Annotated in this window: 18 protein-coding genes and 2 tRNA genes; 12 read left to right on the plus strand and 8 right to left on the minus strand. The window is 61.3% G+C overall.

Going from position 1 to position 23,451, the window contains the following annotated elements:
* Positions 1-4: 4 nt before the first annotated feature.
* From C4S68_RS13180 to mqnE, 3 genes are all read left to right on the plus strand, one after another.
* Positions 5-1,693, plus strand: a complete 1,689-nt coding sequence (locus tag C4S68_RS13180) for a hypothetical protein (protein WP_103933545.1) — start codon at positions 5-7, stop codon at positions 1,691-1,693.
* Positions 1,694-2,006: 313 nt separating this feature from the next.
* Positions 2,007-4,040, plus strand: coding sequence for a WD40/YVTN/BNR-like repeat-containing protein (locus C4S68_RS13185; RefSeq protein WP_407641109.1), 2,034 nt, complete (start codon positions 2,007-2,009; stop codon positions 4,038-4,040).
* A 43-nt stretch (positions 4,041-4,083) separates the two neighbouring features.
* On the plus strand, positions 4,084-5,235 hold the full coding sequence (mqnE, locus tag C4S68_RS13190) for an aminofutalosine synthase MqnE (RefSeq protein ID WP_103933547.1): 1,152 nt from the start codon (positions 4,084-4,086) through the stop codon (positions 5,233-5,235).
* Between the two features lie 150 nt (positions 5,236-5,385).
* Here the strand turns inward: mqnE and C4S68_RS13195 are convergent, their stop codons facing one another.
* Positions 5,386-5,631: a hypothetical protein gene (locus tag C4S68_RS13195; protein WP_160115141.1), complete on the minus strand. Its 246-nt coding sequence runs from the start codon at positions 5,629-5,631 to the stop codon at positions 5,386-5,388.
* Between the two features lie 6 nt (positions 5,632-5,637).
* Between C4S68_RS13195 and C4S68_RS13200 the strand changes: the two genes are divergently transcribed.
* Complete coding sequence (locus tag C4S68_RS13200; protein WP_160115142.1) at positions 5,638-6,135, plus strand: GNAT family N-acetyltransferase; 498 nt, start codon at positions 5,638-5,640, stop codon at positions 6,133-6,135.
* A 49-nt stretch (positions 6,136-6,184) separates the two neighbouring features.
* Here C4S68_RS13200 and C4S68_RS13205 read toward each other — a convergent pair whose 3' ends face one another.
* The 5 genes from C4S68_RS13205 to C4S68_RS13225 form a co-directional block, all read right to left on the minus strand.
* Positions 6,185-7,306, minus strand: coding sequence for a WD40/YVTN/BNR-like repeat-containing protein (locus tag C4S68_RS13205; protein ID WP_103933550.1), 1,122 nt, complete (start codon positions 7,304-7,306; stop codon positions 6,185-6,187).
* A 21-nt stretch (positions 7,307-7,327) separates the two neighbouring features.
* On the minus strand, positions 7,328-8,968 hold the full coding sequence (locus C4S68_RS13210) for an ArnT family glycosyltransferase (RefSeq protein WP_103933551.1): 1,641 nt from the start codon (positions 8,966-8,968) through the stop codon (positions 7,328-7,330).
* A gap of 16 nt (positions 8,969-8,984) precedes the next feature.
* A complete protein-coding gene (locus tag C4S68_RS13215) occupies positions 8,985-9,269 on the minus strand; it encodes a hypothetical protein (protein ID WP_146072143.1) in 285 nt (94 codons plus the stop codon).
* A 70-nt stretch (positions 9,270-9,339) separates the two neighbouring features.
* The gene (locus tag C4S68_RS13220) at positions 9,340-9,663 is read right to left on the minus strand and encodes a DUF3467 domain-containing protein (RefSeq protein ID WP_103933553.1); all 324 of its coding nucleotides are present in this window, start codon (positions 9,661-9,663) and stop codon (positions 9,340-9,342) included.
* Between the two features lie 100 nt (positions 9,664-9,763).
* A tRNA-Leu gene (locus C4S68_RS13225) sits at positions 9,764-9,848 on the minus strand.
* Positions 9,849-10,214: 366 nt separating this feature from the next.
* Between C4S68_RS13225 and lon the strand changes: the two genes are divergently transcribed.
* Positions 10,215-12,662 carry an endopeptidase La gene (gene lon / locus C4S68_RS13230; protein WP_103933554.1) on the plus strand — a complete coding sequence of 816 codons (2,448 nt, stop codon included), beginning with the start codon at positions 10,215-10,217 and terminating at the stop codon, positions 12,660-12,662.
* Between the two features lie 67 nt (positions 12,663-12,729).
* Here lon and C4S68_RS13235 read toward each other — a convergent pair whose 3' ends face one another.
* Complete coding sequence (locus C4S68_RS13235) at positions 12,730-14,310, minus strand: hypothetical protein (RefSeq protein ID WP_103933555.1); 1,581 nt, start codon at positions 14,308-14,310, stop codon at positions 12,730-12,732.
* A 157-nt stretch (positions 14,311-14,467) separates the two neighbouring features.
* On the opposite strand from C4S68_RS13235, the gene tsaB reads away from it, so the two are divergent.
* The 5 genes from tsaB to C4S68_RS13260 all read left to right on the plus strand — a co-directional run bounded on the left by tsaB (position 14,468) and on the right by C4S68_RS13260 (position 17,290).
* A complete protein-coding gene (gene tsaB / locus C4S68_RS13240; protein WP_160115143.1) occupies positions 14,468-15,139 on the plus strand; it encodes a tRNA (adenosine(37)-N6)-threonylcarbamoyltransferase complex dimerization subunit type 1 TsaB in 672 nt (223 codons plus the stop codon).
* The gene (locus tag C4S68_RS13245) at positions 15,124-15,645 is read left to right on the plus strand and encodes a GNAT family N-acetyltransferase (RefSeq protein WP_200821546.1); all 522 of its coding nucleotides are present in this window, start codon (positions 15,124-15,126) and stop codon (positions 15,643-15,645) included. Before tsaB ends, C4S68_RS13245 begins: the two co-directional genes overlap by 16 nt.
* Positions 15,646-15,709: 64 nt before the next feature.
* Complete coding sequence (locus C4S68_RS13250) at positions 15,710-16,360, plus strand: phosphatidylserine decarboxylase (protein WP_103933557.1); 651 nt, start codon at positions 15,710-15,712, stop codon at positions 16,358-16,360.
* Positions 16,360-17,184 carry a CDP-diacylglycerol--serine O-phosphatidyltransferase gene (gene pssA / locus C4S68_RS13255; protein WP_103933558.1) on the plus strand — a complete coding sequence of 275 codons (825 nt, stop codon included), beginning with the start codon at positions 16,360-16,362 and terminating at the stop codon, positions 17,182-17,184. The genes C4S68_RS13250 and pssA overlap by 1 nt, the downstream gene beginning before the upstream one ends.
* A 19-nt stretch (positions 17,185-17,203) precedes the next feature.
* A tRNA-Leu gene (locus tag C4S68_RS13260) sits at positions 17,204-17,290 on the plus strand.
* 295 nt (positions 17,291-17,585) lie between these two features.
* Here the strand turns inward: C4S68_RS13260 and C4S68_RS13265 are convergent.
* Positions 17,586-18,320, minus strand: coding sequence for an SDR family NAD(P)-dependent oxidoreductase (locus C4S68_RS13265; protein ID WP_103933559.1), 735 nt, complete (start codon positions 18,318-18,320; stop codon positions 17,586-17,588).
* Positions 18,321-18,442: 122 nt separating this feature from the next.
* Between C4S68_RS13265 and C4S68_RS13270 the strand changes: the two genes are divergently transcribed.
* Both C4S68_RS13270 and C4S68_RS23400 read left to right on the plus strand, forming a co-directional pair.
* Complete coding sequence (locus C4S68_RS13270) at positions 18,443-19,420, plus strand: AraC family transcriptional regulator (protein WP_200821556.1); 978 nt, start codon at positions 18,443-18,445, stop codon at positions 19,418-19,420.
* Positions 19,421-19,983: 563 nt separating this feature from the next.
* The gene (locus tag C4S68_RS23400; protein ID WP_200821547.1) at positions 19,984-23,262 is read left to right on the plus strand and encodes a hypothetical protein; all 3,279 of its coding nucleotides are present in this window, start codon (positions 19,984-19,986) and stop codon (positions 23,260-23,262) included.
* Positions 23,263-23,451 lie beyond the last annotated feature (189 nt).

The following is a 23,451-nucleotide window of genomic DNA, read 5'->3' on the forward strand; positions in this document are numbered from 1 at the left end:
TCGAATGTCTCAACGCCATCTTCGCAGTATCGGCTGGCAGGCGCTGGCCGTATGTGCGGTCAGCTTGGGGGCTGCTAGCCTGAGCGCGCAGACCGCGCCGTCCGCAACCGGTACGAATCCTTCGCGGATCGATATCTTTGCGGGCTACTCGTACTACGGTGCGCACGGCTCCGTGAAGCCGGCCAACATCAACTACTCGTCGGTCGACGAGGGTGCATACCTGAGCGGTGCCTACTACTTCAATAAGTATGTTGGCGCTGAGATCTCGGGTGCGGCTCACCCGAACGGCCAGAACGATGCGGTTTACGGCTACCAGGCCGGTCCCATCTTCCGCGCTCCGATGCAGAATTTCACGCTCTTCGCGCATGCTCTCGCTGGTGCGGCCTATGTGAACGGCCCGAACAGCGACAACCCTGCGACCTTCGAGCATGAGCCCTTCCGCTGGGGCCCGACCCTCGTGGTCGGCGGCGGTATGGACTATGACCTGCCGTTCTTCAATCACCGCTTCGGTCTGCGGCTCTTCCAGGCAGACTACCGGTACTTCCATGAGGACTTCGGCCCGACGGCCTCGATCCCTGTGTCGGGTACGCCCTGGCTCGGTGGTCGTGCGAACGTCGGCGCGGCGGAGCTCTCGACGGGTCTCCTGGTTCACTTCGGCCACATCATCCCCCCGCCGCCCGTGCAGTATGCCTGCTCGGTGACCGCTCCGACGGGCACCATCTACCCCGGCGACGTGGTGACGGTGACTGGTACGGCGACCGCTCTGGATCCGAAGAAGACCCCGGCGTACAGCTGGTCGGGTGATGCAGGCGCGGTTTCGAGCACCTCGAACGTTGCCAGCATCGACACGAAGACCCTGTCAGCCGGTACCTACAAGGTGATGGGCCACGTCTCCGAAGGCAAGAAGCCTGGTGAGATGGCGGACTGCTCGACCAGCTTTACTGTGACGGCCTTCCAGCCTCCCACTGTGAGCTGCTCGGCGAGCCCCTCGACCGTGATGCCGGGTGATCCCTCGACCGTCACTGCGAGCGGCATGAGCCCGCAGAACCGTCCGCTGACCTACAGCTACTCCTCGACGTCCGGTTCGATCAATGGCAGCACGTCGACGGCAACCCTGGCGACCACCGGCGTTGCGCCTGGCACCATCACGGTGACCTGCAACGTAGTGGACGACAAGGGCCAGACGGCCTCGGCTCAGACCTCGGTCATGGTCCAGGCTCCTCCGCCACCTGCACCTGTTGCGGCGAAGAACCTCTGCACGATCTCGTTCGATCGCGATAAGAAGCGTCCGGCGCGCGTTGACAACGAGGCGAAGGCTTGCCTCGATGACATCGCCCTGGCTTCCCAGCAGGACTCGAGCTCGAAGCTTGCGATCGTGGGCAGCAGCGCTGCTGCCCCTGAGGAGCATGGCCACGGCAAGGCTGCGGAACGCCATCACGAGATGGAAGTGAAGCGGGTTGAGCATGAAGCCGCTGAACGTGCCGTCAACGAAAAGGAATACCTGGTCACCGATAAGGGCCTCGATGCTTCGCGCATCTCGGTCTACACCGGCACGGCTGGAACCAACAGCGCTGCGACGACCCTGATCCCTGCAGGTGCCACCTTCGATACCACCGGCCTTACCCCGGTGGATGAGATGGCGGTCAAGGCCGTTCCTCGCACAGCACCGATGAAGCACCACCACAAGAAGTAGTCCTCCACGGACAGGCAACAGCCGGCGGATCTTCCGCCGGCTGTTGCCGTTTTTATTGCAGCACGCGTCGATTCCTCGGTTTTGCCAGATGCAAACGCTTTTCCCTGCATCCAAGTGGAAGATACCGACGTTCTCCAAACTGAGTGGTGAGCGCGTTTCCCGCGCGAACTGCATCTGACTGGAAACAAAGCTAGAAGGGACGACTGGACCTAAACTCAGCACGCGTGGCCCCGATCAAGGTAACCTTGTGCTTGAGATGTTCAGCAAAATAGAGCAAATGTCAGGAATTGGGTGGCGCCCATTCGGCGCGGCAGTGTGTTTGTGGGGAGCATTTTTCGCTGCGGCGGCGCATGCTTCACCATGGTTTCCGCTTGGACCGTTTGGTGGCGATGCGCGGAGCCTGGTCTCCGACCCGGCGAACCCGAAGCGGCTGTACATGGGCACGGATACCGGGTGGATCTATCGTTCCGATAATGGTGGTGGTGCGTGGACGCGCGTCGCCCACATTGCCAAGCGCGACGACCTGGTGATCGATGAGATCCTCATCGATGCGCGCGATGCGAACCGCATCCTCGTCGCTGCGTACAGCAAGGACACGGCGGATGGCGGCCTATTTATCAGCGAGGACAGTGGACGCTCCTGGTATGAGCAGGCAGAGTTGAGCGGCCAGTCGGTGCGGTCTCTCGGGCGATCGCTTTCGAGCCCGGAGGAGCTTGTCGCGGGGACGTTGAAGGGTGTCTATCGCTCGGGCGATGGTGGCAAGCACTGGACCCTCATCAGCCCCGCCGGATCGACGGAGATCCACGAGGTGGAGTCGGTCGCGGTGGATCCGAACGATCCCAACATCATCTATGCGGGCACATGGCACCTTCCGTGGAAGACGACGGATGGCGGAGCTCACTGGGTCAACATCAAGGAAGGCATCATCGACGACTCGGATGTGTTCTCGATCATCGTCGACCCGAAGGATCCGCAGGTGGTCTATGCCAGCGCTTGTTCGGGAATTTACAAGAGCACGACCGGAGCTGAGCCTAACTCGCGCGAATCGGGGAAGCGCTTCAGCAAGGTGCAGGGCATTCCTTCGACGGCACGCCGCACGCGCAAGCTAGGGCAGGACCCTCACAACCGCGACACAGTCTTTGCGGGTACGACGGAGGGGTTGTACCGAACGATCGATGCAGGACAACACTGGGATCGGATGACAGGCGGGGACGTGATCGTTAACGACGTCTGGATCGACCCTACGGATTCGAATCACGTGCTTCTTGCCACTGACCGAGGTGGAGTGCTGTCGAGTTTCGATGGCGGCGTGAGCTTCTCTCCGTCCAATCGGGGTTTCAGCAATCGCCAGGTGGTGACGCTCGCGTCGAACCTCACCGGGGCAAATGTCTATATTGGCCTGCTCAACGATAAGAGCGAGGGTGGCGTTTTCAAGAGCACGGACGGCGGCGTGACGTGGCTGCAGGAGTCCAGCGGCCTAGCCGGGCGAGATGTCTTCAGCCTGGCGGCATCCGCCGATGGGACGATGCTGGCTGGCACGGCGCACGGAATTTATCGGTTGACGGATAATTCCTGGGCAGATGCAAATATCGTGGCTGCTCCGGCGAGCCCTTCGACGGCCGATGCCGCTCCGCTTGTGAGGAAGGTTACCCCGGCGCGGAGTGCGCGTTCCAGGCCGGCCGCCGCGCGAAAGCCCGCGGCGCGATCATCGGCTCCTGCCCAGCGTGTGGACACCGCGTTCTACTCGCTCGTATCTACGGATCACTCGATCCTGGCGGGTACGAGCGATGGCGTGATGATGGCGGACGCGATGGGGCGAGACTGGAAGATCGTAAGGTCGCTGACGATGCCCGACGCGCGGTTTGTCGCGGTACACCAGAAGATGGTGCTGGCCGCGAGCCTGAAGCGCATGGCGTTGTCGCTGGACGATGGGGATACGTGGGATCCGGTGGCTCTGCCTGCAGAGCTGACGATGGTCGCCGCGGTGGCGGTCGACGAGAAGGGCAACCTGTGGGTTGGCGGCCGCGAGGGCGTCTATTACTCGACAGACTACGGTGGAACCTGGAAGACCGTACCGAACCTGTTCGTCACGCAGGTCGACAACATCTATGCGGACGACGCGGGGCATCGCGTGCTGGTGACGGCGGCGAACTCGCACTTCGTCTTCTCTGCGGGGCTGCCGAACTATCACGTGACCTTCTGGGATACGGGCTGGCCGATGCGATTCGTACGGCCGGTGGGGGACCACCTTGTGGGAGCATCGCTGTATGACGGGGTGGTGGTGCAGCCAAAGATGGTGGAGTCAAAGTTTGCCGACCCGACTCCATCCGGAGCAGTGAGCCACTAGCCGCGGGCAAGCGTAGGGCTTCGAGGAGGTCTAAAATAGGCTCATGGCACTCGCTGCGATCTCCTCGAAGCCACGGCATTCCTTTCAGACGGACGACAAGGCACTTGAACCCATTGCGGCGAAGGTGCAGGCAGGCGAACGCCTGAGCTATGAGGACGGCCTCGCGCTGTATCGCACGGGCGACATCCTCGCGCTGGGCTGGATGGCAAACCTGGTGCGCGAGCGCCTGCACGGCGATGTGACGTACTTCAACGTCAATCGCCACATCAACCCCACCAACGTCTGCGTGGCAAGCTGCCGCCTCTGTGCCTTTGGGCGCAAGAAGGGCGAGGCTGATACCTACACAATGGCTCTGGAAGAGGCGTGGCAGACCGCAGGCGAAGGCCTGACCGAGGCTGTGACCGAGTTCCACATCGTAGGTGGCCTGCATCCTGACCTGCCGTTCGAATACTTCATGGACCTGGTCGCTGGCTTGAAGCAGCGCTATCCGCAGGTGCACGTGAAGGCGTTCACGATGGTGGAGATCGCGTTCCTGGCGAAGATTGCCAAGCTCTCGATTGCGGAGACCATTGACCGCATGAAGGCTGCGGGGGTGGATTCCTGTCCAGGTGGTGGCGCGGAGATCTTTGCGGATCGCGTGCGGCACATCATCTGCGACCACAAGATCGATGGATCGGAGTGGCTGGAGACCGCGCGGCTGGTGCACAAGGCCGGTCTGCGCTCCAATGCGACGATGCTGTACGGACACATCGAGAACGAAGAAGACCGCGTGGATCACATGCTGAAGCTGCGCGCGATTCAGGACGAGACGGGCGGCTTCCAGACCTTCATCCCGCTGAGCTTCCATCCGGACCATACCGCGCTCCAGCATCTACCGAAGTCGACGGGCATGCTGGACATTCGCCAGATCGCTGTGGGACGTCTGCTGCTGGATAACTTCGCGCACATCAAGAGCTACTGGCAGATGGTGACGCCGAAGATGGCGCAGATCGCGCTGCGCTTCGGTGCGGACGATATCGATGGCACGGTGATCGAGGAGAAGATCTACCACGACGCCGGTGCGAGCACACCGCAGGGGCTACGCCGGCGCGACCTGGAACGCCTCATCACTGAAGCGGGCCGCGTGCCGTTCGAGCGCGACACGCTGTATCGGCAGGTGACGCGCAGCGAGACGACGTTTACGGTGGCGGTATAAAGCATTTTCTCTATTGCTGGGTATCCCGAGAGGAGCGTGCTGCTGCCTTTTCATTGGGGAAAACACCCATCAAGATCAAGCCTACCCTGCACACCCCTAGGGAAAATGCTCTAGCCGCGCCGCGTGTCGTCGAACGCATGGCACGTGGCGCTAGGAGCGCTTGCGTAGATACTCAAAGACAAGATAGCCGACGATTGCGGACAGGATCGCGATCTCGAAGTTGCGCGCGGTGAAGATGTCGCGCATCGCAAATGCTAGCGATTTTCCCTGTCCGGTGCTGCGCGTAAATTCCCCCATCAGCAAGTTTGAGTAGAAGAGAAAGACGATGAAGGCCACTTCGATGAGCGCACGCAGCACGGCATGGTGGGGCTTCCGCAGGGCGTTGGGTTCTTGCATGCCCTCATGGTATCCGACAGCGTGACGAAGCAGGACCAGGTGACGTTGCGGGGCTTTTGCGCGCAGGACCTCGATGCGATCCATGCGCTGGACGTGGTGTGCTTCGAGGAGCCGTTTCGGTTCTCGAAGGCGATGGTGAAGGACTCCGTCGAAGCCTCGGGCGCGAGCGTCGTCGTTGCGGAACACAAGGGGAGGATCATCGGCTTTGCGGTGCTGCAGGTGGAGCGGCTGAACCGGACGAAGGTGGGCTATGTCGTCACGCTGGATGTGGAGCCGGCGCTGCGACGGCATGGGATCGCTAGGCGGATGATGCTGCGGCTTGAGGAAGAGGCCATGGCGGCGCACTGCGCGGCGATGCTGCTGCATGTGTATGTGGGCAACGAAGGCGCGATCGGCTTTTACGAGAGCCTTGGGTTCTCGCGCGTGGATGTGGCGCGAAGCTTTTACTCGAGCGGACTGGATGCCTGGATCTATCGGAAGCAGCTGGATCAGTTACCGGGGTAACGCAGGCGTCTGTGGCTGGACTGGAGAAAAGGCTTGATCGAGTTTCGAGTCACCAGTTTCCAGTTGCGAGTCTTTTCGTGGGATGCGTGAGGGGCTGATGGAGCGCGTCGGGGCGGAGCTTGCCGATTCGGCCGTGGGGGCCTACGACGAAGGGCAATGAGAGGGCGTTCCAGTTCTGGTCGGCGTCGGGGGCGTCACCTGCTTTGGTGTCGGGCTTGAGGGCTTGCCAATTGCGGCCGTCGTCGGTGGAGATGTCGGTGCCGTTGGGACCTACGGTGATCCAGGTTTTGCTGGGGGCGTCGTAGGCTACGGCAGAGCGGTAGCCGTGGGGATAGGACGAGGGTCGATCCCAACTTTCCCCGCTCGTACTCCATGCCGCGCCCTCCGCTACTCTGTCCGGCGATTTGTAATTGCCGCCGACCACCACAAAATGGGTCTCGTGAACGGCGATCGAGAATGCGCCGGAGGATTCCTTAGCGCGTGCGAGTGGGAGCCTTGTGCGGAAGCATGTCGCTTCCCATCGGTCCGCGCTCGGTTCAAGGCTCCCGTTGCATGAATGGATGTACGCTCCGTCCGTTCCACCCGTGACGAAGAAGCGATGGGTTAAGCCTGTCCAAGCGATCAAGCTGCTATTACTGGCTGCGAACGCGCCTTGAGTTGCCGGATCGGTGCGCAATCCTTCTTCGTCTCTTCGTTCCCAATGTTCTCCCGCATCTCTTGTATTGAAGAGAACAAAGCGTCCTTGTACGGGATCGCCGAGTAACGCGCCGAAGCGATGATCTTCGAAGTAGATCGCATCCCAGAAGCCGTCTTTGTCGGGGTTGGTGAAGACCAGCCTCCACGTCTTGCAGCCGTCGCTGGTTTTGTAGAGGCGGGAGAGGTCTCCTTTGCCGCTGGACATGACGATGGCGGTGTTGGCGTCGAAGGCCTGGATGCCGCGGAAGTCTAGTTTGTCGGCGTCGGGTGGTGTGGTGCAGGTGGTCCAGCTCTTGCCGTCGTCGATGCTGCGGAGGACGGTGCCGTTCGTGCCTGAGGCCCAGACGATGCCTTGGCCGACGTTGTGCACGCCGCGGAGGCTGGCTGTGGTGTGGGCGTCGAGGATCTGCCACTGGGCGGGTGCGGAGGCTGTGGCGAAGGTCAGGAGCGATGCGAGGAGAAGCTCGGGGCGCATGGTGGGAGTGTAACTGCTCGGCTATCGGAGGCTGGCTTCGTAGCTGCGGGGGAAGTGGATGACGGCGGCCCACTCGCCGTTGCGGTCGTCCTGCCACACGATGGTGCCACCTAACAGACGTGCGACCTCGCGGGGCTTGAGGTCGGCGCCTTCGGCGAACTCGCGGCCGCGGCGGCTGTTGGGGTGGGTGGCCCAGTAGCGCTGCAGCGATGGTGGAGCGTAGTGTCGCGAGAAGATGATGGCGGTGTCGTAGCGGCCGGGGTCCTGTGCGGCGGTGAGCATGGTGGGGAGCGTGAAGTCTTCGACCGCGACGACCTTGAGCGGCGTGGTGACGTAGCCGAGCTCGGGCTTGTTCATGTCGGTGGTGACGGGCCAGGCGCTGAGGACGGTGGCATCGGGAAGATGTGTGGCGACGTAGTCGATGGCCTCCTGATGGACGACGACCATGTCGCGGTAGGTGAGGTTGTCCTCCGGCGCATAGGCGAAGGGCGGGCTGAGCCACCAGCCGGCGATGAAGGCTGCGGCCGTCGCGGCAGCAAGCCATGGCCAGTGATGGGTGCGAGTCTTCCACACACTGACGCAGGCGATCAGGACGAGAGGATAGGCGGGCAGGAGATAGCGCGTGAGGAGGGCTCCGCCGAGCACGGAGAAGGCGAGCCACTGGGCGACGAGGAGCACCGCGATGATGTGCCATGCGCGTCGGGGCAGGCGTGAATCTGTGGCGAGTGGGGATGGCGTTTCCGGCAGCAGGAGGCAGGCTGCCGCGAAGACGATGGGAACCCACAGGTTGCGTTGCCAGGTGAGGTGCAGGAAGCGCTGCCACAGAGCGTAGAGCATGTGGCTCGCGGTGAGGTTCGCGGTCGCGTTGTAGCGGAGGTACTCGGGATTGCCGAAGGTGAAGCCGGTGTGCGCGTGGTGGTAGGCGTACCAGGAGACGAGCGGCAGCAGCGGGAAGGAGAGTGCGGCGATCCAACGGGGGGCTTCGCTGCGATTTGTGTGTGAGCGCGTGGCATGGAAGAGCTCATAGGCTGCGAGCGCCGCAGGGATCACGATGGCTGTTTCCTTGGCCAGGGCTGCCAGGGACGAGAGCGTTGCCGTTGCGAGGAGCGGAGTTGCTGTAGAGCGATGAGCGATGAGGTCTGGAGCGATGAGGTCGTTAGTTCGGGCCGGGATGTAGATCGCGAGGGCCCAAAGGGTGAAGGCCGCGGCGAAGATGTCCGCGTGGGCCATGGAGCTTTGCGCGTACCAGATGGGATAGACCGCTGTGAGCAACGTGACAGCGAGCGCGGCGGCCGGGCCGAGCAGGCGCTGGGTGAGGCGGAAGACCGCGGTAAGTCCCAGAGCGGCGAAGGCGCAGGCGCAGAGGCGCGTCGCGATGATGCTGAGGCCGGTGAGGTGCCAGAGCGAGCCGAGGACGACGTTGGGCAGCGGAGGATGTGCGTTGGTGAAGACAGGAATCAGCGCGCCGTCGCGGTAGAAGTCCAGGGCGGCGGGGATGTAGTAGCCGCCTTCGTCCCAGAAGTAGGGAAGGCGAAGCAGGGTGAGGTGGGCGAGCGCGACGCCTGCGTACGCGAGCAGGAAGAGCACCGCGGTGGGCAGCGCGGCGATGCGGCCGGCGAGGCTGGATGCGCGAACGAGACTCACCCGGCCTTCAGTAGTCATGGTGGAATTCACATGCTTATTCTGCGACAACGAGAGCAGCATCCCAATAGGCCATCACAGACCGGATATGCGCGATGATCACGCCTCTCGTCTCTTCGTCGATCGGTTCTGTGTCGTGGGGTGGATTCCAGCGGTCGATCGATTTGGCGGAGATCTCGATTCCCTTGACTGCAAGAACTTCGGAGTTGATTCGCACGCATCGTCCATCCTGGCAGTAGCGCATCCCTGTCCTGCCAAGAACCTGCACCGAAAACCCTCTGTCCGTGTCGACGACGAGGTTGGGCCTTGGTTCTACAAGCATTTGCGGGCTCCGAGGGATTCAACCGCCGCGATAGTCGAGAGACAGTCGCGGCGGTACAGAAACTCTTCGACTAGTGGACGGGGCCGCCGTTGAAGCGGGGCTCGCCTGGGCGGGCGTTCTCGAGCGAGATGGGGCCGAAGGTCTGCTCGTACTGAGCGAGGTTGTGGCTGAGGACGCTGTGCAGCGCTTTGGCCTGCTGGGGGCTCAGGTAGATGCCCTGGAAGTTCGAGATCTGGACCTCGTCGGCTGCAGTCTGCTCCATGGTTCCGAAGATCAGCTGGAAGTCCCAGACGGAGAGGCGAACCTGCACGGAGTTGGCGTAGGAGTCGCGGAAGTCGGGGGTCTTGGCGAGGGTGACGCGGGTCTGGTCGGGCTGCGGAAGGGACTGGCTCATGAGGCTCCAAGGTGCAGAGGCGAACTACGAGATGCGAGACGCGAGGAGGTGAGCCGTCGCCGGGCGGCCACCGTGCCGTACATTGCGCTGCGATGGAATTTGGTGCGGGAGAAGGGACTTGAACCCTCACGCCTTTCGGGCACAGGCTTCTAAGACCTGCGTGTCTGCCATTTCACCACCCCCGCGGGCGGAACCTTCTAAGGGTACCGGCTTGGGCTCGCCGTGGCAACGGTACTGGCAAGTCGCTCATCCGGAGGGGTTTGCGGCGCGGAGGAAATCATCAGCCAAGGCCCCGTCCTCACGCGATCCGCTTCTCCGGGACAGTCTCGACAGGTTTTCGTGGCAGGAAAGAGAAATAGGGTTGCGCGAGGGTGCATCCGGGGCCGATAACGTCCTATCAGTAACTGTAACGAGTGTCGGCCGGAGGGAAGCCGACTGGACCAAGAGGAACCGAAGTGGGGCGGGGCGGCGTAACGGATGGAAAAGGTGATTGCGACTTTCGGTGGGTCTAGTGCATCCTATTCAGGAAAGTTGATAGAGGTTGACTCAACATGGCAAATGATTTTGTAAGTGTGATCCAGCCGGGAGCCCCGAAGAAGTCCGGACCGGACGGCCAGGGTAAGTCCTATCCCGTTCTCCCGGTGAGGGATACGGTGTTGTTCCCGCACGCAGTGCTGCCCTTGACGGTGGGTCGCGAAAGCTCCATCCAGCTGATCCAGTCGCTTGGAGAAGACAAGACCATCCTTGTGGTGGCACAGAAGGACGCTCGTCAGGACTCCCCGGAGGGCGCCGACCTGCACATTGTGGGCACGCGTGCGACCGTGCATAAGGTCGTGAAGATGCCGAACCAGAGCCTATTCGTGTTTACGGAAGGCACGGAGCGCGTGAAGCTTGGCCAGTTCACGCAGGGTGATCCGTTCCTGACCGCCGAAGCGGAGGTTCTGGACGAGTTGCAGCCCGAGAAGTCTCCGGAGTTCGAGGCGCTGCAGCGGAATGTCATTGCACAGTTCCAGGAGATTGTGTCGTCCAGCTCGACGCTGTCGGACGACCTTCAGACCATTGCGCTGAATATCGAGGAGCCGTCGCGGCTGGCGGATTTCATCGCGAGCAGCCTGCCGTTCCTGTCGACCATCGACAAGCAGACATTGCTGGAGATGGGCGATGTGAAGGCGCGGCTGGAGGCGATCAACAGCCACCTGGCCAAGGAGCTTGAGGTCCAGCAGCTGCGCAACAAGATCCAGAGCGAGGTTCAGGACTCCGTGCAGCAGTCGCAGCGGGACTTCTATCTGCGCGAGCAGATGAAGGCGATCCAGAAGGAACTCGGCGAAGTCGACGAGACCCAGAAGGACGTGCAGGAGCTGAAGGACAAGATCGAAGCGGCGGGCATGCCCGACGAGGTGAAGAAGGAAGCGCTGAAGGAGCTGAGCCGCCTGAGCCGGATGAACCCGGCGGCTGCGGATTACTCGCTGACGCGGAATTACGTGGAGTGGCTGGCGGTGCTGCCGTGGGCGAAGACCTCGGCGGGCGAGGTGGACATCGCGAAGGCGAAGGCGATCCTCGACGAAGACCACTATGGCTTGAAGAAGGTGAAGGAGCGCATCCTGGACTACCTGAGCGTGCGGCGCCTGAAGCCGGACATGAAGGGGCCGATCCTGTGCTTCGTCGGACCTCCGGGCGTGGGCAAGACCTCGCTGGGGCGTTCGATTGCGAAGGCGTTGGGGCGCAAGTTCTCGCGCATCGCACTTGGCGGCATGCATGACGAAGCGGAGATCCGTGGCCATCGGCGCACGTACATCGGTGCGCTGCCGGGGCAGATCATCCAGCACCTGAAGCGGGTTGAAGTGAAGGACCCGGTGTTCATGCTGGACGAGATCGATAAGCTGGGCCGGGACTTCCGCGGCGATCCTGCTTCGGCTCTTCTGGAGACGCTGGATCCGGAGCAGAACAACACGTTCCGCGATAACTACCTGGACCAGCCGTTCGACCTGAGCAAGGTGCTGTTCATCTGCACGGCGAACCAGCTCGACACGATTCCCGGGCCGCTGCTTGACCGCATGGAGATCATCGAGCTTACCGGTTACACGGAAGAGGAGAAGGTCAACATCGCGGAGCGTTACCTGATTCCGCGTCAGATCAAGGAGAACGGCATCAGCGAAGAGTCGATCGAGATTCCGACCGAGTCGGTGGCGCTGATTGCGCGTCACTACACGCGGGAGGCGGGTGTTCGCCGGCTGGAGCAGCTGATTGGTACGGTATGCCGCAAGACGGCTCGCAAGGTTGCAGAGGGCGTGTTGCAGCCGGGTGAGAAGCTGGTGGTGACACCGGAGGTCATCCACGAGTTCCTGGGCGGCATCAAGGTGCGCGTCGATACGGAGATCGCGGAACGCACGAAGCGTCCTGGCGTTGCGGTGGGTCTTGCTTGGACTCCTGCTGGCGGCGATGTATTGTTCATCGAAGCCAACAAGATGAAGGGCAAGGGTGGCTTTACGATCACCGGCCAGCTGGGCGACGTGATGAAGGAGAGCATCCAGGCTGCGTTGACGTGGGTGCGTTCCAATGCGACGAAGATCGGCCTCGACGAGGACGTGCTGAAGGACATCGATCTGCACATCCACGTGCCTGCGGGAGCGATCCCGAAGGATGGTCCGAGTGCCGGTGTCACGATGGCGACCGCGCTGGTCAGCCTGCTGACGGACAAACCAGTCCGCCCGCTGCTCGCGATGACGGGCGAGATCACGCTGAGCGGCAATGTGCTGCCGGTCGGCGGCATCAAGGAGAAGTTCCTTGCGGCCAAGCGTGCGGGAGTTCGCGACGTGATCCTTCCGATCGATGTGAAGTCGAACGTGGAAGAGGACCTGACTGCCGAGCAGATCGGCGATGTCACCATCCACTACGCGACGGTCTTCGAAGACGTGCTGAAGGTGGCGCTGCCGCAGACGCCTACCGACGCCGTGCAGGACGAAGAGGTTCGCGAGGAAGTGCTCGCTGCCGTGGAGTAGTTGCTGGAGTAACAAGATAAGGGGATGCGCAACCTGCGCATCCCCTTTTGTTTTGCCGCGCAAGATGCTATCTCGATTCGTTGGTCTTCGCCGCTGGTTGCAAGTCGAAGACGCGAAGCACGACCGGACCTACGGGAAAGTTTGCTGTGGGCGCCTGGCACAAGGTCGTCCTCATGTGAGGCGAGTCGGGGCCGGCCTGTGCGGGCTCTTCCACCTGAAAGCAGCCGTTGACCTGCTTCGCGCGAAACGTGACGTAGTAGCGCACACCATAGCTCTCGAGGACCTCGCGAAGATCTCGCTGCTGGCGAATGTTTTCGAGGAAGCCTTTGTCCATCACGAGGCCTTCGGTCTGGAGGATGGGCTGTGGCATGGCGTATCCGCTGGCTCCGGCGCAGTCTCCCATGGCGTAAAGCCCTGGATGGGTTCGTGCAAAGCTCTGCAGATCCAAAGCGAATTCGGTCCAGCGAGGGCGTTCTGTGCCCGCGATGGCGGTGACGATGTAGAGCAGCCCTACCGGCATCATGAGGCTGCAACAGAGCAGCGCTGGAAGGTAGAAACCAGGCGCGGCCCTGGCTTCTTTCGCAGGCGAGTCTTCAAGGAGCAGCAGCAGGGCTCCAAGCATGGCGAGGACGAACGGGTAGAGGTACCAGGACCAGATGGACCAGTCGCTGGTGAAGCCGAGCGCACTGAGCTGCACCGCCGGAAAGAGCATGAGGGAGACCGCGACCGCGCGGGTATCACCGGAAACGGAGGATCGCCGCGGGAGGAACAGAGAGGCGGTCGCGCAGACTACCAGGAGCAGCGATGGGTAGACCACGAGCGGCCCATACACCTGATCCAGCAGGTAGGTGGATTTCTTCAAGCCAAAGAGCGTGAAGCCACGGTGCAGCCGGAGCTCCTTGGCTGCACCTGAGACCGGCATCCAGAGATGGAACCAGTACTGATTGCTGAGGGCGTAGATCGCGAGAGGTGCTGCGCCCACGAGGATCGCGAGCAGGAGCAACCGTCGCGGCCCAGTCGCCTGGTGTGAGGCGAGCAGCAGCTCTGCCCCCAGGAGCACAGCGATCCAAAGCAGGGAGTCGAGGCGGCTTAGGACGACGAGCGCCGCGAGAGCCCCATAGACCATCGCGTTACGGCGGGACCACACGAAGGAGCGACGCAGGCGGAAGGCGCACAACACGAGCGCAAGCGGAAGCGTAAGTGTGATCTCCATGCCGCCGTGCATCAGGATCAGGCACTGCAATGCGATCGCAGCGGAGGCGATATTCGCGAGGATGGCTTGCCGGCAGATTGGCCGAAGGACCGCGCGTGCGGCGAAGAAGCAGGTGGCGAAGCTGATGAAGGCCACAACCTGCAGCATCGCAAAGAATGCCCGGCCGCTGGCAATCCAGGAGAGGGCGACGCAGAGGAGCATCCAGAGCGGGTGGTAGCCGTTGGTGAGATGAATGCCGTCGAAGGTGGAGCCGTGGCCTGTGGCGATGTTGCGTGCGATCTGGAAGTAATAGAACGCATCGTCGTCATAGGCCTGGAGCGGTAGCGCGAAGCGGAGTCGAGCGAAGGTGGCCGCCGCACCGAGGAACAGGACCACCGCGCTGAAGGGGCTGAAGCGTCGTGGTGTCTCCGGTACGACCGTCGTCAGCAGGGGCAAGAAGCGGTTCTCCTCGGTTACGGAGCGAAGGATAGCATTCGCAGGCGGAGATGCGGTGGCGCGAAGGTGGATTGGGCGTGGCGAAAGTTGGTTACGGCATAGAGCCTGAATCGACGCGCTCGTCAGGCAGTGCTTGATGGGCGGTATCCTGAATGAGATGAAAACAGCGACCGAACCACTGCGAATGCTGGCGATCGACACCTGCGGCGAAGGTGCTGGCGTGGCTCTGAGCGTTGATGCGGTAGTGACGGGTGTTCGGGAGTTGCCATCGCGCACGGCTTCGGCAGAGATCATCGCGACGATTCGCGAGCTGCTGGCGAACGAGGGATTGACGGTCAGCGAGTTGGACGGCATCGGCGTCGTCGCTGGACCAGGGTCGTTTACAGGGGTGCGCACCGGCCTTGCGGTAGCGAAGGGAATCTGCGAGGCGCTGCAGCTTCCTCTGGCGACGGTCTCGCGCCTGGAGGTGCTGGCCCATGCGGCGTCTCTGGATCGTGGGATTGCTGTGCTGGGTGCCGGACGCCGCGATCTTTATGTGCTGCGCCTTGCGGAGGGTGGAGCAAGCGAAGAGATGAGCACGGTGGAGGCGTTGGTAGACGAGCTGAAGGGTGAGGTGCGGGTCATTGTCGCGGAAGCTGCCGTCATGGAGTTACTCGCGACGCTGCGTCCGGTGTTGCATCCGTTGAGCGTGGCAGATGCTGTACCGCTCCTGAACGCCGCTCTGCGCGTTGGAAGCACCGACCTCGGGTCTGCCGATGCGAACTATGTTCGCCGCGAAAGTGAGCTGTATGCGAAGCAGGGAAGCGGCCCAGCTTGCGTGAGACCGTGACGGTGCCTGCCCTAAGATTTCGCGCGGCAGGGCCTGGGGATGCTGCAGCAGTCGTCTTGCTGGCGGCTACCATCGAGCATGCGCCGCAATGGAGCGACGGACTATGGCAAGACGCGTTGTCGCCACACGCGATGAGCTCGAGGGATGGGCCGTCGGGCTTGCGGCGCGTCGTGTTTGTGGCGGAGCACGAAACGGGAGCGGAGCATACCGATGCTGCGGCCATCTGCGGTTTCGTGGCGCTGCAGCTTGTTGCCGGAGTGGCTGAGATCGAAAGCCTGGGTGTGTCGCCGCTACAGCGGCGCAAGGGGATTGGGCGAGCGTTGTGCGCCGAGGCGATTGCATGGGCGAGGTCCCAGGGCGCAGACGTGATCGAGCTCGAGGTTCGAGCGACGAACGGAGTTGCGACCGCGCTGTATCTTGAGCAGGGATTCGTGGAGCAGGGGCGTCGCCGTGGTTATTATCACGAACCAGTCGAGGATGCGATTCTGATGGGCCGGCATCTCTGATCTCCACCGCCGCAGGATGCTGCGGATGTCCAAACGATTCACGCCAAACGGTATAATCCCGGCTATGGTTCGAGACGGGATCCTGTACGGCGCAGCACTGCTGGTGGTTGCGGTCATAGTCTGGTTTTCAACGCAGTTCGTATGGCTGACCGCCATTCCTGTGCTGTTGGCGCTGTTCTTTCTTTGGTTCTTCCGCGACCCAACACGGTCTATCCCTACAGGGCCCGGGCTTATCGTCTCGCCTGGTGACGGCAAGGTGGAAGAGGCGGAGTGGATCGAGACGACGGAAGGCAATCGCGTCCGCATCACGATCTTCCTGAGCGTCTTCAACGTTCATGTGAATCGCGTTCCAGTGGGTGGCGTTGTGACCTCTGTGGAACGCCGTGAAGGCCTGTTTCTCAACGCGATGAAACCCGAGTCCGCGGTACTGAACGAGCAGACGATGATTGCCATCGATGCCGGTGGATACACGGTCGCCTTCAAGCAGATCGCAGGTCTGCTGGCGCGACGCATCGTGTGCAACCTCAAGGTGGGGCAGCGCGTCGAGCGCGGTCAGCGCATGGGACTGATCAAGTTCGGATCGCGGGTGGACGTCCTTATGCCTGCCGATGCTGAGTTGCGAGTTCAGACCGGAGATCACGTCAAGGGCGGCTCCTCTGTACTCGCGGTTCTGCGTCGTGACGATGCTTCGCCGACGACCGGTGGGAACCAGTAATGGAGAGCCAGATCGAGCGTCCGCTCGCCCGCCGTGGCATGTATATTCTGCCGTCGCTGTTCACCGCCGGCAATATGGCGATGGGCTTCTACGCGATGCTGGAGGCGATCCGCGGCGCTGCCTTGTCGAGCAACGAAGCGTTTGATCGCGCGGCGATTGCCATTGTGTTGGCTGTGGTGAGCGATGGGCTCGATGGGCGCATCGCCCGGATGACGAATACCGCAAGCGCCTTCGGCAAGGAACTTGACTCCCTCGCGGACGTCGTCAGCTTTGGCGTCGCGCCCGCGCTGCTTGCCTATCTGTGGGGCGTGCGGATGTTGGTGCCCTCAAACTATCCGTTGATTCAGGAGCGGGTAGCGCACTTCGGTGCGGTGATCTGCTTCGTGTTTCTTATCTGTGGAGCGTGCCGACTGGCGCGTTTCAACATCAGCGTGAACCCGGTGCCCAGGAATCCTGGGCGGCCTGGTCGGAAGTATTTCGTTGGGATGCCGATCCCTGCCGGGGCCGGAGCTCTCGCGTCGGTTATTCATCTCTATCAGGGCTCGCCCGTGCATGACCTGTGGGCCTGCCTGCTGTGGCTCTCGCTGGTCGCCACAGCAGGGTTTCTGATGGTCAGCAGCTGGCGGTTCTGGAGCGGTAAGGAACTCGATCTAAGCTCGCGGCAACCGGGACGGACCTTGGTGGTCCTGGTGTGCCTCGGCGCCGTTCTTTTCGAATGGCACCGCTGGGTGCTTTTCGGATTGTCGATGATCTACGTAGTCTCAGGAGTTGTCGCGCGGATCGCATATTCTTCTGGAAAGCGGTCTACCCCTACTGCAGCCTGAGCTGCGATAATTAGGACAAGCCGGGATGGCGGAACTGGCAGACGCAGCGGACTCAAAATCCGCCGACCGCAAGGTCGTGGGGGTTCGACCCCCCCTCCCGGCACCAAGATAAGCTTCGCGGAATAAATGGCCTGCAAAGACCAAAGCCTCTCAGTCCGAGAGGCTTTTTCATGCTCGAAAAGCTCTGGTGCGGGTTTGGGCGCTGGTTTGTACCTGATTGGCTAATTTGGATTCAGGAGGCGCTGGAATATGTCCAGAAGACTATGAAGAGGGCGTTCGGAGTCTTTGACAAGCCCCCGGTTCGGAATCTGCTGGCGTTTGCTGTGGCCCTAACGGCCGAGATGGCTGCGAGAGGGCCGCTCGCACGAGGCTGCGAGCGGCCTCTGCAATACCCGCTGCTATCAGATGGCCGAGAAGCCTCCGTCAACATTCAGCTCGAGCCCGTTCACGAAGCTGGAATCGTCGGAAGCGAGAAACAGTGCGACCGTCGCTATTTCATGAGGTTGCCCCATGGTTCCCCGCGGGATGAGGGACTCGAAGATTTGCTTCGCCTCTGGGGTAAGGACTTCTTCCTGCATTGGTGTAGCAATAGGCCCCGGGCCCAGGACGTTCACGCGGATGTTTCGGCCTTTGAGTTCGTTGAGCCATGTGCGAGCGAAGGAGCGCAAGGCTGCCTTGCTGGCCGCGTACACGCCGAAACCGGGGAAGCCTTTTATGGAAGCGACTGATCCGGTCATGATGATCGAGCCACCATCGTTGAACAGCGGCAGCGCCTTCTGAACCGTAAATAAGGTTCCTCGCGTGTTGAGGCCGAAGGTGGCATCGAAGTGCTGTTCGGTGATCTCGCCCAGAGGAAGAGATTCTCCTCGACCGGCGCTGGCGAACAGGACGTCGATCTTTCCCTTCTCGCGCTTGACCGTTTCGAAGAGGCGATCGAGGTCGTGGAGATTGGCTGCGTCACTGCGCACGGCGGTCACGTTTCGGCCAATCAGCTTGACGGCTTCATCGAGCTGCTCCTGTCTGCGGCCTGTGATGAAGACATATGCGCCTTCTTCAACGAAGAGCCTGGCGCTCGCCAGCGCCATGCCGCTCGATCCACCCGTGATGACTGCAACTTTTCCTTCAAGCTTTCCCATGATGACTCCTTCTGGTAGTTGTGTAGCATTCACTACAGGTGGAGTAGATATCTTTGGTGATGGACGAGAACTGCTCGGGAGTCCTGGAATGTTGTCTATTCGTCCAAAAAGTGGAGGTTAAGTTGGACCCGATAACAGACATTTTCAGGACGATGCACGTGACCGCATTCGGTCTGCACAGGTTGGAAGCCACGGCGCCGTGGGGCGTGAAACAGGAGAATCAGGCCGAAGCAAGAGTCGCGCCTTCCGGCAAGAAGGCTTCCCCCACGGACTTGGCGCACTTCGCGATGCTTTCTCGTGGCAACTGCTGGTTGAGTGTAGAAGGGATTGCGGAGGCAATTCCGCTCACGGGTGGTGATTGCTTCCTGCTGGCCAAGGGGACGTCGATTGTCTTGAGCGACGGCCCGCGAACACGCCCCAGGTGGAACTTCCGCGAGATCGGGGCGATGGCCAATGGCAATGTCGCTCACTGCGGCGGTGGTGGCGCTCCGACAACTATCGTTTGTGGCTCCTTGAGCTTCGATCGCGCCAGCCTGAAGCCGGTCACGCAGCTATTGCCGAGCTTCATTCTGATGAAGGCAGATGAGGCACGCACGATCGCTCTGCACAACACGGTGCAGGCGCTTGCGTCAGAGATGGCGGAACAGGCGCCGGGATCTGAAGTGGTCGCGACGCGGCTGGCCGAGGTTCTGTTCATCCAGGTACTCCGGGCGCATATCGCGTCGGGATCGGAACGCAGCAAAGGATGGTTGCGTGCGGTGTTTGATCCTCAGATGGGTGCTGCGTTGACTGCTGTTCACGAAAGCATAAGTACGCCTTGGACGGTTGAATCGCTAGCCGGAACTGCGGGCATGTCGCGTTCGGCATTCGCAGCGCGGTTTAAGGAGCTACTAGGACAAGCACCACTGGAGTATGTAACCGAGTGGCGGATGCAGAAGGCGATGCAGTTACTCCAGCAGCGCGATAAAAAGCTGATCGATGTCGCCAAGTCGGTGGGATACGAGTCCGATGCTGCGTTCAGTAAAGCATTCAAGCGGGTTGTCGGGGCGAACCCTGGTGAATATGTAAAGGGTAGTTACCAGGGGCGAGGCGATTTCTGAGTGGCTGAGGTATTTGAACGTGGAGGCTTTCGGGTTCTGCGCCGCGAAGGGAGCGACCGCGTCGAGTCGTCATTGAGCCCCAGGCGTGAATCGACAGGGCAGGGCTAAACCTGGAGCCTGGAGTATTGCCCTATGAAACAAGATGGAGCCTTGAACAGAAGCCTGTGTTGTGGGGCTGGTGCGGGTGTGCATCGCTGCGATCTGCGTTTTTGTTGGGATTTTGTCTATCAAGGAGGCCAGCGCTATCGGGAGACGGGCCGCAAAAATGAGACGATGGGCGCGACGGAGATTGAGCCGGGGTTCTTATTGACATGCCTCCGGGCAGCGATCTACAAGGCTCCTGGAATTGATAGATCCACCGAGCTGAAGCCTTCGTGCCGTTGATGCGAGCCGAAGGCTTGGGAGACCCTATGCTTTCAAGACGTGGTTGGCTGAAGTTCCTCGCGATTCCCTGGCTTTTCTTCCTGTTGATATGTTCAACGGCCGGTCGAGCTCAAGTGACATACACAACGACGTGGGTAAGCAACAGCTATTCGACTTACCCCACATATGTAGGGAATGCCATGCGGTCCATGTGGGTGGCGCCGGAGGGAGTTGTCTACACCTCGTCGATGTGGGACGAAAGCCAGGGCGGTATCAACATCTACCAAAATGGCCAGAAGACGGGCACTATAGGTGCACACGGTGAAACCATGGGCGGAGCCATGAGCGGCGACGCCACCGATATCTTCGCTTCGCTGCAGTTCAACACCAGTCTTGGCGGTAGCGGTTATATCGGCCGCTACAACCGGAGTACCGGCACGAGAGACTTGACCTGGTCGGCGAGTTCGGACACCACCGAGCGGCTTGCGGATGTCATCACTGGCATCGCCGATACGGGCACTCTCGTTTATGTCAGCGACCATCCTGACAACCTGGTGCGGTGTTACACCACTGCCGGCGTTTGGCAATCGGATTGGACGCTTCCGGATCCGGGCGCCATTGCGGTCGATGCTTCGGGGAACATATGGGTCGCTCAGAAGAACGAAGGCACGATTCAGGAATTCTCTGCATCGGGGAACTCGCTGAACACTATCAGCATGGGTTCCAGCTCGCGTCCGTCGTCGCTTTACTATGACGGCGTCAATCAGCAGTTGATGGTCGGCGACCAGGGGCCGAACATGAACGTCCAGATCTATGGAAGCCTGTCCAGCACGCCAGCGCTTGTGGGCAGCTTCGGTATGCAGGGCGGGTATCTCGATACGACGACGGGAGTCAAAGGACAGACCGGGAGCCAACGCTTCACGCGTGTCGTCGGCATCGGCAAGGATAGCTCCGGAACCCTGTACGTCCTCAACAATCCCTGGGGAGGGACCTGGGATCTGGGGCGAAATGGGAAGACCGATCTTCACGCGTACAACAGCTCTGGAGTGCTGCAATATACGCTGCAGGGCTTGAACTTCGAAGGCAATGCTGCGTTTGACCCCGGTACCGATGGAGCTTACCTGTACAGCGGCCAGGACGTGTACAACGGCACGGGAGCAGCAGGCTACGTCGGCAACAGCGTGGATTCGCTCGACTATCCGACGGATCCCCGCGTGGACGTAACCAATAACAGCCGAGGCTTTGATTTCGGCATCATGACCAGCGTCAACGGCCATCGCATCCTCGCGTCCGCAGGCCAGAACCCCGATATCTTCCTGTTCTCCTATTTCCCCACAAACCAATACGCGTCGGTGCCTTTCGGTACTCTTCCGGGCCAGACGACACCGGCGGGTTATACCAACTACTTCAATACGCTGGCGCGTGTGCGGAATGGTTTCTCTCTCGACAAGAATGGGGATATCTGGGTGGGGCTGGATAAGACCAACGCGATTACCCACTACCCACTGACGGGCTTCGACGTCAATGGTGTGCCGCTGTACGGAGCACCAACGACGACGCCAACGCCATCCACCATCGCGCCTCTCGCCGGCATCGAGTACATTCCGTCGACCGACACGATGATCCTGATGACCGCCAATGGCACCGATTGGACCTCGCTGGGTAGCCGGGTCGAGGTGTACCACGGCTGGCTGGCGGGCAACAACACGAATCCCAACCCGGTCATTACCTTGAAGACCTCGCAGAATCCCAAGGGGCATACGGCGGCGGGAAATTATCTGTTTATCTCGTATGTCCACACGGTGCCCGATATCGACGCGTACAACCTTACGACCGGTGCCAATGATCTGACGATGACCAGCGCCAATCCAAATGTGGCTGTGGGCAACGATGTCGACTCGATGTACGGCATCCGGTCTTACCAGGCGAGTAACGGCGACTACCTGGTCAGCAAAGATAACTACAACGATAACTCGATCATCATTCACAGGATGACGGTGGGCGCGCCAACGCCGGACTTCAGTGTTTCCGCGACGCCAAACTCGCAGACAGTGGCGCAGGGAAGTAGCGCCACGTACACGACAACGGTCAGCGCGCTGAATGGCTTTACCGGTACCGTGAACCTTAGCGTGAGCGGTTTGCCAGCCGGGGCGACAGCAAGTTTCAATCCCGCGTCGGTCACGGCTTCGGGAACCTCGGCGCTGAGCATTTCGACGGCGGCGAACACGACACCGGGTACCTATACCCTGACGATTGCAGGCACCAACGGCACGCTGTCGCGCTCGACGACTGTGACGATGATCGTACCCGGACCGCCCGACTTTGGCATCACGGCCAGTCCGAGTTCGCAGGCGGTGACGCCGGGAAATAGCGCCAACTACACAACATCCATCAGTGCCATGAATGGCTTCACCAGCACGGTCAACCTGAGCGTGAGCGGATTGCCTACCGGGGCGACGGCTAGCTTCACTCCCACTTCGGTTACTACGTCAGGGAGTGCAACGCTGTCGGTCTCGACAGCGACGACGACCCCAACCGGAACGTACACTCTGACGGTCACGGGCACCAGCGGCACGCTGTCTCACGCGGCCACGGTCACATTGGTCGTGGCGACACCGGACTTCAGCATGTCGGCTACGCCGGCGTCTCAGACGGTGACGCCGGGCAATAACGCCACGTATACGGCCACCATTGGCGCGTTGAACGGATTCACTGACACGGTGAACCTGAGCGTGAGCGGCCTACCTGCGGGAGCGACGGCAAGCTTCAATCCGACGTCGGTGGCTGGATCGGGCAGTTCGACGCTGACGGTCTTGACCGCGACCACGACACCTACCGGAACGTATACCCTCACGATCGCGGGTATCGACGGTTCCTTGTCGCACTCGGCGACCGTCACGCTGATCGTCAGTGCGTCCACTGGTGGTCTGCCGGCAGGTTGGGCGGACCAGGACATTGGAAGCGTGGGGATTGCCGGCAGTGCGAGCTACAGCAACGGCGTGTTTACGGTGAGCGGTGCCGGGACCAGCATCAGCGGGGCGGCAGATCAGTTCAACTATGCCTACCAGACCGCAGGCACGAGTCACACCATCACGGCGCGAGTCGTGAGCATGTCCGATACGAACACCGGAGCGCAGGCAGGTGTGATGATTCGTGAGACGCTTGCCACCGGTTCGACGATGGCGAACATCAACCTCACACCGGCGAACGGCGTCACGTGGCTTGATCGTACCGCTACTGGTGGCACCGCGAGCAGCAGCAGAACTGCCGGCCTTGTCGCACCGTATTGGATCCGGGTCGTGAGGAATGGGAGCACATTTACCAGCTACTTTTCACCGGATGGAGTGACCTGGACGCAACAGGGCACGGTGAGTATATCGATGGCGAGCAGCGTGTACATCGGGCTTGTCGTTAGCAGCCGTAATAGCTCCCAGCTATGCACGGCGACGTTCGACAACGTGTCCGTTACTACTCCGTAGAACCTTCCCGATCCATCGCCGCGATGCATTTGCTGAGACCAGAAGGGCCGCAGGCTTGGTCGAAATCGCGAAAAGGGAGCGTCCATTTCGCATCGCGAGATGGATGCTCCCCTTTTGCGTTGAGTGATAGCGAGGTCCTCCGAGAGACGACCCGCTCGCCGCGCGGCTTCCGCTCATTGCGTGTCAGTT

It is taken from the genome of Bryocella elongata, assembly GCF_900108185.1.
Taxonomy (GTDB): domain Bacteria; phylum Acidobacteriota; class Terriglobia; order Terriglobales; family Acidobacteriaceae; genus Granulicella; species Granulicella elongata.